Here is a 13567-nt window from a genome sequence, read left to right as displayed (position 1 = left end):
TCGCCACTCCTGTGCGAAGCCGGGGGCCGCGGCCGGATCAGGCCGAGCCGAGTTCTTTGTCGATGAAGGCGAAGACGTCGTCCGCCGACGCCTCCTCCAGCCGTCCGGCCAGCACAGCCGCCCCGTCACCGACGAAGGCCCCGTTCAGGTCGGTGAGCAGCGCCTGCAACCGCATGGTGATCCGGCCCTGCTCCAGATCGGCCGGGCTCATCGCGGTCAACCGGGCGGCCACGCCCTCCAGCTCGGCGACGACGCCGTCCACGGTGCCCGCCCCGTCCTCGGGCGCGCCGCCGCCGATCTGCTCGTCCAAGTGCCGGGCGAGGGCCAGTGGTGTGGCGTAGTCGAAGATCAGCGTGGCAGGCAGCGGGACGCCTGCCGCGCCGCTGATCCGGTTGCGCAGGTCCACCGAGGTCAGCGAGTCGAAGCCGAGGTCGCGGAACGCGGTGCCCGGTTCGATCGCGGTGCCGCTCTCGTAGCCGAGCACCGAGGCGGCCTGGGTGCACACGAGGCCCTGCAACGCCCGGTCGCGCTCACCGGCGGTCAGGCCGACGAGGCTGTCGGCGAAGCCGGCGAGTTCGGCGGCGCCGCTGCCGCCGCCCGCGACGGCGGTGACCCCAGGGAGCTGGGCCAGCAGCGGGCTCGGCCGCGTCGCGGTGAACGCGGGGGCGAAGGTGGACCACTCGACGTCGGCGACGGTCACCGAGGTGTCGCCTCCGTCGAGCGCGCGGCGCAGCGCCACCAGCGCCTTGGCGGGGTCGAGCGCCGTGATGCCCATGGCGGTCGTCGCGGAGCGCACCGCGCCGTGCGCGGCCATGCCGTCGCCGCCCCACGGCCCCCACGCCACCGACGTCGCCGGGAGCCCCGCGCCTCGGCGGTGCTCGGCGAGCGCGTCGAGGTAGGCGTTGGCCGCCGCGTAGTTGGCCTGGCCGGCGCCGCCGACCGTCGCGGTCAGCGAGGAGAAGAGCACGAACGCCGAGAGGTCCTTGGTCTTCGTCAGCTCGTGCAGGTGCCTGGCGGCGTCTGCCTTCGGCTCGAAGACGGCGCTGAACCGCTCGGGCGTGAGCGAGTCGAGCACGCCGTCGTCCAGCACGCCCGCGAGGTGCACGACCGTCGAGAGCGGGCGGTCGTCGGGGATGCCGTCGAGCAGCGCAACCACCGCGTCGCGGTCGGCCACGTCGCAGGCGACCAGACGCGCCTCGGCGCCCGCCTCGGCCAGCTCGGCGACGAGCGCGTCCGCGCCGGGCGCGTCCGCGCCGCGCCGCGAGACCAGCAGCAGGTGCTTGGCGCCCTGGTCGGCGAGCCAGCTCGTCACGGCGGCGCCGACCGCGCCGGTGGCGCCGGTGACCAGCACCGTGCCGTCCGGCTCCCAGCGGGACGCGATCCGCGCGGGCGCGGGTTCGAGCCGCCTGCCGTAGGCGACGGACTCGCGGACGAGCAGCTGGTCCTCGTTCCCCTGGTCGGCGAGGACGGCCGCGAACCGCGCCGCGGTGGCGGTTCCCAGCTCGGCGGGCAGGTCCACGACGCCGCCCCACCGGTCGGGGTGCTCCAGCGCGGCGACCCTGGCCAGGCCCCAGACCGCCGCCTGGTCGAGACCGGTCACCTCGGAGGAGGCGCCGTGCGCCACCGCGTCCCGTGTGACGCACCAGAGCGGTGCGACGTGCCCGGTGTCGCCGAGAGCCTGGACGAGGGTCGCGGTCAGCACGGCCGCCTCCACCGCGGCGCCCACCGCCGGTGCGAGCAGCGACAGCACCCCGTCGACGCCGGGACCTGCCGTCGCGAGCAGCCCGGCGAGCGCGGTGCGGTCGGCGCCGCCGGGCACGGCGAGCACCTCGGTCCGCGTCCCGGCAGCCGCGAGGCCGTCGAGCACCGCGCGCGTCCAGTCGTCGGGGTCCTCCGGCGTCAGGACGAGCCAGGAGGACGCTCCGCCGGGCGTCGCGGGCGGAGCCAGCGGAGCCCACGTGGTCCGGTGGCGCCAGGCGTCGGCGGCCGAGTCGGCGCGCTGCCGGTCGTGCCACGAGGCGAGTGCGGGGAGCACCGGCGCGACCAACTCCTCGCCGACTCCCAGTGCCGCGGTGAGCGAGGGCAGGTCCCCCTCGGACACCAGGTCCCAGAAGGCCGAGGTCACGTCGCCGCGAGCGCCTGCGGACCGCTCGGCCTGCAGGATCGGCGCGTCCTCCCAGTAGCGGTCGCGCCGGAACGGGTACGTCGGCAGCTCCACCTTGCGACCGCCCGCGAACACGGCCTTCCAGTCAAGCCCTCCACCGGTGTTGTGCAGTGCGCACAGCGCTTCCACGAGGGTCGCGTCCTCGGCCCGGTCGCGCCGCTGCGTGCGGAGGACCTCGACCGCCTCCCCCACCACGGCAGGCGCCATGGTGGTCAGCACCGAGTCCGGCCCCACCTCCAGCAGCCGCGTCGCGCCTTCCTCGACCAGCGTGGAGACGCCGTCGCCGAAGCGCACGGCCCGGCGCACGTGCCGCACCCAGTACTCCGGCGAGGTCAGCTCCTCCGTCGTGGCGAGCGCGCCGGTCACGTTGGAGACCACCGGCAGCGTGGGCTCGTGGAACGCCAGTCCGGACAGGACTTCGCGGAACTCGTCGAGCATCGGGTCCATGCGGTGCGAGTGGAAGGCGTGCGAGACGGTCAGGCGGGTGGTCTTCTCGAAGCGCGTGGCCACCTCGGTCACGGCGTCCTCGTCGCCGGAGATCACGACCGAGCGCGGTCCGTTGACCGCCGCGATGTCAACGCCGCCGGTCAGCAGCGGGGCGACGTCGGCTTCCGAGGCCAGCAGCGACACCATCGCGCCGCCGGGCGGCAGGGCCTGCATCAACCTGCCGCGCGCGGACACCAGCCCCACGGCGTCCTCGACGCTCAGCACGCCCGCGACGTGCGCGGCCACCACCTCGCCGATCGAGTGGCCGCCGACGTAGTCCGGACGCACGCCCCAGTGCTCCAACTGGCGGTGGAGCGCGGTCTCGAAGGTGAACAGCGCCGCCTGGGTGTAGGCGGTGCGCGCGAGCGCCGCCACGGCCGCCGGGTCCTCGGGGTCGGCGAACATCAGTTCGCGCAGCGGCTCGTCGAGGTGCTTGTCGAACGCCAGGCACAGCTCGTCGAAGGTCCGCGCGAACACCTCGAACTCGGCGTGCAGCACGCGGCCCATGCCGGGGCGCTGGGAACCCTGGCCCGAGAACAGCACCGCGAGCCCGCCGGGCGCCCCGGCGGCGACGGCGGGCGTGTCACCGGACGCGACCGCGCGCAGCGCCTCCAGCAGTTCGGCGCGGTTCCTGCCGGTCACGGCGACGCGGTGGGAGAGCGCCGCGCGGGTGGTGGCCAGTGAGAACCCGATGTCGAACGGATCGGCCCCGGCGTCGTCGCCGAACCTCGCGCGCAGCCGGTCGGCCTGACGCCGCACGGCGTCGGCCCCCTTGCCGGACAGCACCCACGGCACCACCGGCAGCGTGCCGCGCTCCCGCTCCGGCCCGGCGGCGGGCTCGGGCGCCTGCTCGACGATCACGTGCGAGTTGGTGCCGGAGATGCCGAACGACGAGACGCCGATGCGGCGCGGGTGGTCCTGCTCCGGCCAGTCGCGGGTCTCGGTGAGCAGCCGGACGTTGCCCGCGGACCAGTCGACGGCCTTGCTCGGCTCGGTGACGTGCAGCGTCTTCGGGAGCACGCCGTGCCGGATCGCCTGGACCGCCTTGATGATCGAGGCCACGCCCGCCGCCGCCTGCGGGTGGCCCATGTTCGACTTGATCGAGCCCAGCCACAGCGGCGCCTGGCGGTTCTGGCCGTAGGCGGTGATCACGGACTGCGCCTCGATCGGGTCCCCGAGCGTGGTGCCGGTGCCGTGCGCCTCGACCGCGTCGACGTGGTGCGGCGCGAGCCGCGCGTCGGCGAGCGCCTGCTCGATCACGCGCACCTGCGCCGGACCGCTGGGCGCGGTGAGGCCGTTGGAGGCGCCGTCCTGGTTGACCGCGCTGCCGCGCACGACGGCGAGGACCTCGTGCCCGTTGCGCACGGCGTCCGAGAGGCGTTCGAGCAGCAGCATCCCCGCTCCCTCCGACCAGGCGGCGCCCGCCGCGTCGTCGGAGAAGGAGTGGCAGCGCCCGTCCGGGGACAGCGCGCGGCGCTCGCTGAACTCGAGGAACATCTCCGGGCTCGCCATGACCGCGGCGCCGCCCGCGAGGGCGAGCGTGCACTCCCCCCGGCGCAGCGCCCCGATCGCCGAGTGCAGTGCGACCAGCGAGGACGAGCACGCGGTGTCCATCGTGACCGCGGGCCCCTCCAGGCCGAGCGTGTAGGCGATGCGGCCGGAGACGATGCTGCCGGAGATCGTGCCGCCGACGTAGTCGTGGTGCATCAGCCCGACGAAGACCCCGGTCGGAGAGCCCTTGCACGTCCCCGGGTCGATCCCCGCGCGTTCGAACGCCTCCCAGGTGACCTCCAGCAGCAGCCGCTGCTGCGGGTCGGTGCCCGGAGCGTCCTTGGGGCTGATGCCGAAGAACGCGGGGTCGCACTCGGCGGCGTCGTGCAGGAACCCGCCCTCGCGGACGTAGGAGGTGCCGGGCGGTCCGGGCTCGGGGACGTAGAACGACTCGGCGTCCCAGCCCCGGTCGGTCGGGAACTCGCTCACCGCGTCCACGCCGTCGGCGACGAGCCCCCACAGCTCCTCCGGCGTGCGCACCCCGCCGGGGTACCGGCAGCCCATGCCGATGATCGCGATGGGCTCGCGGTGGCGGTCCTCCAGCTCGCGGACGCGGCGGCGGCTGCGCCCCAGTTCCGTCGTCGCCCGCTTGAGGTAGTCGCGGAGCTTGTCCGCAGTCGCCGAATCTGCCGTGGCATCCATCAGAGGGCTCCCAGTTCGTTGTCGATCCTCGCGAAGAGCTCGTCGTCGCTCGCCTCGCCGACATCGGGCGAGGCGGGTTCGGAGCTGTCCGTGCGGCCGTCGCGCCAGGCGTGCAGCAGCGCCTCCAACCGCGCCGTCACGCGGGCCTGCCCGTCTTCGTCGCCGTGCAGCGCGCGCAGGGTCGCTTCCAGGCCGTCGATCTCGGTCAGCACCGCCCTGGCGAGGTCCTCGGGACCGGGCACGAGCGCGGCTCGGAGGTGCGCGGCCAGCGCGATCGGGGACGGCTGGTCGAACACGAGCGTCGCCGGGAGGGTCAGTCCCGTCGCCGCGGCGAGCAGGTTGCGCAGCTCCACGGCGGCCAGCGAGTCGAAGCCCAGCTCCTGGAACGCGCGGCCGGGGTCGATCGACTCGGCCGACGGGTGGCCGAGCACGGCGGCCACGTGCGTGCGCACGAGGTCCAGCAGCGCCTTGTCCCGCTGCGCTTCGGTGAGCGGCGCGAGCCGCTCGCGCCAGCCCGCGCCGTTCGCGGCGCCCGCGCCCGGCTCGGCAGCCCTCCTCGGCGCGCGCACGAGACCGCGCAGCAGCGGCGGCACGCCACCCGCGCGGTGCCGCACGACGGCCGCGTCGAGCCGCGTGGGAACGAGCACCGCTTCCTCGCCACCGACCGAGGCGTCGAAGAGGCGCAGTCCCTGCTCGGCGGTCAGCGGCGGGAACCCGAGGCGGCGCAGGCGTTCGGTGTCCGCCTCGTCCATGTCGTCGCTCATGCCGCCGGTGCCCGTCCACAGGCCGTAGGCGAGTGAGACGGCGGGAAGTCCCAGCGCGCGGCGGTGCTCGGCGAGCCCGTCGAGGAAGGTGTTCGCCGCGGCGTAGTTGCCCTGGCCGCCCGGCACCAGCGTGCCCGCGGCCGACGACAGCAGCACGAAGGCCGACAGGTCCCGCTCGCGCGTGAGCTGGTGCAGGTGCCACGCGGCGTCCACCTTCGGCCGCAGCACCCGGTCGACGCGCTCGTGGTCGAGCCCGGCCAGCATGCCGTTGTCCACCACGCCCGCGGCGTGCACCACGGCGCGCACGTCGTGCTCGGCGAGCAGCGCGGCGAGCGCCTCCCGGTCCGCCACGTCGCAGCGGGCGAGCGTCACCGACGCGCCTGCCGCCTCCAGCTCCGCGCGCAGCTCCTCGGCGCCGGGCGCGTCCGCTCCCCTGCGCCCGGCCAGCAGCAGCCGCCGCGCACCGCGCTCCGCGACGAGGTGCCGCGCGAGCTGCCCGCCGAGGCCGCCGGTGCCGCCGGTGATCAGCACGAGTCCGTCGGGATCCCAGGTCGGCGGTTCGGCCGCCTCGGTCCGCGCGAGGCGCGGCACCAGCAGCTCGCCGCCCGCGACGACGACCTCCGGCTCGTCGACGGTGAGCGCCGCGCGGACCGCGTCGTCGGCGGCGACCCGCTCGTCGGTCACCGCCAGGTCGGTGCTCACGATGAGGAACCGGCCGGGGTTCTCCGCCTCCGCGGCGCGGATCAACCCGCGCACGGCCGCGTGGGCGAGATCACCCGTGCGCAGCACCACGGCCAGGCGGCGCCCGGCGGACCCTGGGTCGTCCAGCCACCCCCGCACCCGGTCCAAGGTCGTGCGCACGCGTTCCCGCACCACTTCCGGCACCTCGTCACCGGCGCCGGGCGCGGGCGGGACGAACATCGGGTCGGTGTCGGAGCGGTCGGCCGCACCGGACGCCGCGACCAGCTCGATCCGGTGCAGCGGCAGGTCTCCGGAGCCCGCGAGCGCCTCCGGGGACACCGGGCGCGCGACGAGGCTGCGCACGCTGGCCACCGGCTGCCCGTGCTGATCGGACAGCTCAAGCGACACCGCGCCCGTCCCGTCCGGCGAGAGCCGCAACCGCAGCACGTCGGCTCCGGTGCGGTGCAACCGCACCCCGCCCCACGCGAACGGCAGCACGGCGCGTCCGCCGGGCAGGTCGAGCAGGTTGACGTGCAGCACGGCGTCGAGCAGCGCGGGGTGCAGGCCGAACCCGGCGGCGGCGCCCCTGGCCGAGTCGGGCAGCGCGGCTTCGCCGAACAGCTCGTCGCCGCGACGCCACATCGCCCGCAGACCTTGGAACACCTCGCCGTAGCCGTAGCCCGTGCGCGCCAGCCTCGGGTACAGGTCGGCCAGGTCGACCGGCTCGGCTCCCTCCGGCGGCCAGCCCTCCGGCGCCGCCGCCGCTTCCTCGGCGCCCGAGGCGAGGGTGCCGCTCGCGTGGCGCGTCCAGGAACCGCCTTCGTCGGCGGCGTCACCGCGACGGGACCAGATCGTCAGCTCGCGGCGGTCCGGCGCGTCGTCCCGCGCGCCGCCGACGACCACCCGGACGGCCACCGCGCCGTCACCGGGGAGGAGCAGCGGCGCGTCGAGGGCCAGCTCCTCGACGGTGTCGCACCCGACGTGCTCACCGGCTCGCAGCGCCAGCTCGACGAACGCCGTGCCGGGCAGCAGGACCGCGCCGTGCACCGAGTGGTCGGCCAGCCAGGTCTGCGCCTTCGGCGCGAGTCGTCCGGTGAGCACGGCGGCCCCGCTCTCGGGCACGTCGGTCGCCGCGGGCACCAGCGGGTGCCCGGTCGAGTGCTGGCCGAGCCCTTCCGGGTCGCCCGCCGACGTCGCGCTCTCCTCCAGCCACGACCGCTCGCGCTGGAACGCGTAGGTCGGCAGCTCCACCCGCTGGGCGTGGTGCGCGGCGTAGAAGCGGCCCCAGTCGACCGCGCCACCCGAGACGTGCAGGGCCGCGGCGGCGCTGACGACGTCCAGCTCCTCGTCACCGTCGCGGCGGAGCCCGGCGATCACCGCGCTGTCGCCGTCGAGCGCGTCGGCGGCGAGCGCGGTGAGCGCGGCGTCCGGCCCCAGCTCCACGAACCGGCGCGCGCCCAGCGCGTGCGCCGCCGTGAGCGCGGGCGCGAAGAGGACCGGTCTCACCACGTGCTCGACCCAGTGGTCGGGTGTGGTCAGCGCGGTGGTCTCGACCTGCCCCGTCATCGTCGAGACGATCGGCACCTGCGGCTCCGCGTAGGCGCACCGCTCCGCCACCCGCGCGAACTCCGCGAGCATCGGGCGCATCAGCGGCGAGTGGAAGGCGTGGGACACGGTGAGTCGCTTGACCTCGCCGAACCGCGCGGCGAGCTGGTCGACGGCCTCGGCCGTGCCGGAGACGACGACCGACCGCGCGCCGTTGACGGCCGCGAGCGCCACCTGGCCGGTGAGGAACGGCGTGACCTCGGCCTCGGAGGCCCGCACCGCGGCCATCGCGCCCCCGGACGGCAGGGCCGCCATCAGGCGACCCCGCGCACCGGTCAGGGCGACGGCGTCCTCCAGCGAGAGCACACCGGCGACGTGCGCGGCGGACAGCTCGCCGACCGAGTGGCCGATCAGGTGGTCGGGCACGATCCCCCAGGACTCGAACAACCGGTAGAGCGCCACTTCCACGGCGAAGATGGCGAGCTGCGCGTAGTCGGTCCGGTTCAGCAGCTCGGCGTCGCCGTCGATCACGGCGGCCAGCGGCTCGTCCAGGCTCCGGTCCGCGAGCGCGCACACGGCGTCGAAGGCTTCGGCGTACGTGGGGAACGCCGCGCGCAGCGCGCGGCCCATGCCGATCCGCTGGGAACCCTGGCCGGTGAACAAGAACGCCGTCGAGCCCCTCGTGGCAGCCGACGGGGACGCGAGGGCGAGGCGGTCGAGCAGTTCGGCCTCGTCCCTGCCGACGGCGATCACGCCGTGCTGGAACCTGGACCGCGTGACGGCGAGGGACAGCGCGACGTCCGCGCCGCGCAGCTCCGGGTGCTCGGCGAGGTGCGCTCGCAGGCGGACGCGCTGGTCGTCGAGCGCGCGCGGCGTGCGCGCGGTGACGATCCACGGCACCGCGGAGCTGGCCGGTTTCCCGGTCTCCGGTGGCGGCGCGGGCGCGGGGGGTTGTTCGAGCACCACGTGCGCGTTGGTCCCGCTGAGCCCGAACGAGGACACGGCGGCCCTGCGCGGCCGTCCGGTCTCCGGCCACGGCTGCCGCTTCACCACCAGCTCGACCGCACCCGAGGTCCAGTCCACCTGGTCGGTGGCGGTGTCGGCGTGCAGCGTCGGCGGAACCTCGCCGTGCTCCATGGCCAGCACCATCTTGATCACGCCCGCGATCCCGGCCGCGGCCTGGGCGTGGCCGATGTTCGACTTCACCGAGCCGAGCAGCAGGGGTTGCGCGCGGTTCTGGCCGTAGGCGGCCAGCAGCGCCTGGGCCTCGATCGGGTCGCCCAGCGCGGTGCCCGTGCCGTGCGCCTCCACGACGTCCACGTCCGACGGCTTCACACCGGCGCTCGCGAGCGCCTGCCGGATGACGCGCTGCTGCGACGGCCCGTTCGGCGCGGTCAGCCTGCTGACCGCACCGTCGGAGTTGATCGCGGAACCGCGGATCACCGCGAGCACGGGGTGACCGTTGCGCTGCGCGTCGGACAGGCGTTCCAGCAGGACCATGCCCGCGCCCTCGCCCCAGCCCGTGCCGTCCGCGTCGACCGAGAACGCCTTGCACCGGCCGTCGGGAGCGAGTCCGCGCTGCCGCGAGAAGTCCACGAACGTCTCGGGGGTCGACATCACCGTCACGCCGCCCGCCAGGGCGAGCGAGCACTCCCCGGACTGCAGCGCGCGCACCGCCCAGTGCAGCCCGACCAGGGAGGAGGAGCAGGCGGTGTCGACGGTGACGGCCGGGCCTTCGAGCCCGAAGGTGTAGGCGACTCGACCGGAGGCGATGCTCGCGGCGCTGCCGTTGGAGAGGTAGCCGTCGAGGTCGTCCGGGACCGAGGTGATCCTGGTGGCGTAGTCGTTGTACATGACGCCCGCGAAGACCCCGGTGCGGCTGCCCCGCAGGGAGTGCGGAGCGATGCCCGCGCGCTCGATCGCCTCGAAGGAGGTCTCGAGCAGCAACCGCTGCTGCGGGTCCATCGCGAGCGCCTCGCGCGGGCTGATGCCGAAGAAGTCGTGGTCGAATTCGGCGGCGTCGTGCAAGAATCCGCCGGTGCGGGCGTAGGTGTGCCCGCGCCGCGCCGGATCGGGGTCGTACAGCGCCGAGAGGTCCCAGTTCCGGTTCGACGGGAACTCCGAGATCGCGTCGACACCGGAGGAGACCAGGTCCCACAGGTGTTCCGGCGTCGTGACGCCGCCGGGGAACCGGCAGCCGATCCCGACGATCGCGACCGGGCCGCGTTCCCGCTCTTCGTGCTCACGCAATCGCCTCCGCGTGTCCCGCAGCTCCGCGGTGGTCCGCTTGAGGTAGTCGAGAAGCTGATCTTCGTTGTTCACCAGCGCGCCATCCGATCACGATCGCCGTGCCTGCCCGGCCGTTGGCTTCCGTCCGCGAACCCCCTTGGCCGCCTTGCATCGGAGGTTAGGGAGACGGCATTCACACCAGATACCCCTAATGCCCCCAGGAGGGGTGGTGGAGCACTGGGGTCGAGCGCGGAGGACGCTTCGAAACGCTGTGATTCAGATCACTTGCAAAGGGGCGGCGGGTTGCGCTAGTGCGAACGCGCTCAAGAGGTCGCGAGGGGTTCCCGGCGGCAGTTCCGCGACAGCAAATAAGTCAGGTTCGCAACGGTTTCACCAGCAGATTCGCCACCAAAAAGGGATCTTGAACGACAGCACGCGAATTGAGACACAGGTGCTTCGCAGACCAGCGAAAGCGTCCTGAATCGTGCTACCTTGGACTCATGCCGGGAAACACCGCTGCATGACGGTGAACGACTCCGGGGGTGGTCATCAGTGGAGTCGTCCCTCGTGAGGACGGAGTGACCAGGAACGAACGGTCATAGCCGTTCTCATCGGCGGTGCCTTCGCGCAAGGGCGCGACCGCACACAACGACGAGTGCGAGTTCCCGACTCTCCACGAGCACCCGGGGCGGCATAGAGGCGATGGCTCACATATTCGGTCGAACGAGAGAACTGGACAGCCTGCAGGACGCATTCGCCGAGAGCTCAAGAGGGAACAGCCTGCTCGTACTGGTGAGCGGCACACCAGGTTCAGGAAAGACACAGGTTCTCGACGAGTTTCTGATAAGCATTCGGGAATCAGGCGCGCGGATACTCCACGCCACTGCGGACCCCGGTTCCCGGGACAGACCGCTGAGCCTCGTCCGCCATTTGCTGAAGAACAGCGGAACCGGTTGCGCGGACTCGCGGACCGGACGAACCAGCGACACCGCCTCCGACCGCGTGGATCCTCCGCGAGAAGACGGTGAACAAGTCGACTTCTCCGCGGCCGAACTGGAAGCCACGACGGAGACCCTGCTCGACCTCGTGGACGAGGACTGCCCGCTGGTGCTCGCGGTGGACGACGCACACGTGATGGACGTCTGGTCCATCACGAGCATCGTGCACCTGCTGCAGCGCAGCCGGTTCCGCAAGCTCCTGGTCGTGTGCGCGCTCGGGATCGAGGACGACGCCTCGCACACCGCCTCAGCCCGGAAGCTGAACCGCAGGCCGCACCGGCGGATCCGGCTGGCGCCGCTGTCCGCCGAGGAACTCGCCGAACTGCTCGCGGCGGACGCCGGAAGTCCGCCTTCCGAGGAGCTCACGACCGGCTTCTCCCGGATGACCGCAGGCGTCCCCCTGCTCGCGCACGCGCTGCTGGACGACTGCAAGACGCGCGGCGCCCTGGTCGAGCGTCCGGTCGCGGGGGCCGCGTACCGCAACGCGGTCCTGCAACTGCTGCACCGCAACTCATCCGAGAAGATCCACGTGCTGCGGGTGCTGGCCATGCTCGGCGAGTCCGTCCAACACCTCAGCGGGACCATCGACAGCGTCGGTTTCTCCGCGATCGTCGGGGTGAACGAGGAGACGATCCGCAACTCCGTCGACCGGGGCAACACGATCGGCCTGCTCACCGGTCGCCGCTTCCGCGACCCGGCCGCCGCATCCGCGGTGCGCGAGGACATGAGATCGGACCTGCGCACGACACTGCACAGCAGGATCGCCGAAACGCTCTACAACGCGGGCGCACCCGCCGAGGTGGTCGCCTCCCACCTGCTCGCCGCCGAGATCGTGCCCTCGGGCTGGGGCACGAGCACGCTGCGGAGCGCGGCGGAGGCGGCGCTCGGGCGGGACGACCTCGAACGTTGCGCCGCCTGCCTCCAGCTCGCCCTGCGCGGCTGCTCCGGCACCGCCGAGAGCCAGGCGATCACCGCGGCGCTCGCCAGGGTCGAGTGGCTCACCAACCCGGCCGCGGCGGGCAGGCGCCTCGACCCGCTGCGGCAGGCCGCCGAGAAGGGGGAGCTGGACCTGCGTGATGCCACCACGGTGCTCCGGCACGTGCTGTGGCAGGGCGACACGGAGCTGGCAGGCCGGATCGCGCAGGCGCTGCCACCGCCGGTCTCCTCGGCCGACGAGCTGGTGCGGCAAGAGGTCGACATGATCCGGCAGTGGTTCTACGGCGCGGGCGAACCCGCCAGCCTCTCCCGTTCCAGCGGGCGCGCCGACAAGCGCCGAACCCTGTACGGCACCATGGCGCGGCTGAGCGCCCTGCTCGACGGGGTGGACACGGCGGAGTCCACCACCGCCCTGGTGCAGTGCCTGCAGGGCCACCGGCTGGACGACCTCAACCTGGAGATCGTGGCGATGTCGCTGCTGGCGATCGCGTACGCGGGGCAGCCCGCGCTGGCAGGCGCCGCCTGCGAGGGGCTGCTGGACTCCGCCGCCGCGCGGCGCGCCAAGACGTGGCAGGCGATCCTGAGCAGCGTGCAGGCCGAGATCGCGCGATTACAGGGGGATCTACCGGCCGCGTCGAAAGGAGCGAGGGAGGCGATGGAGCTGCTGGCCCCGCAGGGGTGGGGTGTGCTCATCGGCCTGCCGCTCTCCACCTCGCTGTTCGCCAACCCCGGTCTCGGCGCGATCGCGCACAACGAGCAGCTGCTCAGCCTGCCGGTGCCGAAACCGATGTACCACACCGTGTTCGGCGTGCAGTACCTGCGTGCACGAGGACACCACTACCTGGAGACCGCGCAGCCGTTCGCCGCCCTGAACGACTTCGAGATCAGCGCACGGCTGATCAGGGAGGGCAACTCGCAGCTGCAGCGCGGCATCCCGTGGCGTGCCGACCTCGCCATGGCCTACCTGCGGCTGGGCAAGGCGCGCACGGCCCGCACCCTGGCCGAGGAGGAGCTGCGGCGTTCGCGGACCAGCAGCGCGAACGCGCAGGCCCTCGCGCTGAGGGTGCTGGCGGCGACCAGCAAGCCCTACCAGCGCGCACCGCTGCTCCACCAGTCGATCGACCTGCTCAAGGCTTGCGGTGACCGGCAGTCCCTCGCCCACGCGTACGCCGAACTGGCGTCCGCGCACTACGAGTTCGGCGAGTTCGCCCGCGCACGGCTGGTCGCCAAGCACGCCGCGCGCGAGGCGGAGGCGTGCGGGATGGTCTCCCCCGTCGACAAGCACCTGCTCGAAGACGCGGAACCGACGACCTCCGACTCGGACCAGAGCGGCACGGTCCTGCTCAGCGACGCCGAGCGCCGCGTCGCGCACTTCGCCGTGCTCGGCTACACCAACCGCGAGATCAGCAACCGGCTGCACGTCACGGTCAGCACCGTCGAACAGCACCTGACCCGCGTGTACCGCAAGCTCAACGTCGCCAAGCGCTCCGAACTCCCGTCGGACATCGTCGTCGGGGAGCAGGCGCAGCGGCAGAGATCGGCGGTGGACTGAGAACGATCCGCAGCGCACC

General features: G+C 73.5%; 3 protein-coding genes and 2 pseudogenes. 1 reads left to right on the top strand and 4 read right to left on the bottom strand.

The features are described from left to right. Nucleotides 1-37: 37 nt before the first annotated feature. The 4 genes and pseudogenes from LV78_RS11560 to LV78_RS11555 form a co-directional block, all read right to left on the bottom strand. A complete protein-coding gene (locus tag LV78_RS11560; protein ID WP_386936295.1) occupies nt 38-4846 on the bottom strand; it encodes a type I polyketide synthase in 4809 nt (1602 codons plus the stop codon). Next, the gene (locus tag LV78_RS42200) at nt 4843-5055 is read right to left on the bottom strand and encodes a hypothetical protein (protein ID WP_504923060.1); all 213 of its coding nucleotides are present in this window, start codon (nt 5053-5055) and stop codon (nt 4843-4845) included. Before LV78_RS42200 ends, LV78_RS11560 begins: the two co-directional genes overlap by 4 nt. A gap of 102 nt (nt 5056-5157) precedes the next feature. Beyond that, nucleotides 5158-7041, bottom strand: a pseudogene (locus LV78_RS42170) (type I polyketide synthase); the annotation flags it as partial. A 99-nt stretch (nt 7042-7140) separates the two neighbouring features. Then, a pseudogene (locus LV78_RS11555) lies at nt 7141-10146 on the bottom strand (type I polyketide synthase); the annotation flags it as partial. 618 nt (nt 10147-10764) lie between these two features. Between LV78_RS11555 and LV78_RS11550 the strand changes: the two are divergent. Next, nucleotides 10765-13548: an AAA family ATPase gene (locus tag LV78_RS11550; RefSeq protein ID WP_253844982.1), complete on the top strand. Its 2784-nt coding sequence runs from the start codon at nt 10765-10767 to the stop codon at nt 13546-13548. Nucleotides 13549-13567: the final 19 nt, after the last annotated feature.

Source organism: Actinosynnema pretiosum (genome assembly GCF_024171695.1).
In the GTDB taxonomy this organism is placed as follows: domain Bacteria; phylum Actinomycetota; class Actinomycetes; order Mycobacteriales; family Pseudonocardiaceae; genus Actinosynnema; species Actinosynnema pretiosum.
This window is presented reverse-complemented; position numbering and strand designations above follow the sequence as displayed.

Excerpts from the sequence above, each read along its gene's own strand:
- LV78_RS11550 (WP_253844982.1), top strand. The coding sequence starts at position 10,765 with ATGGCTCACATATTCGGTCGAACGAGAGAACTGGACAGCCTGCAGGAC.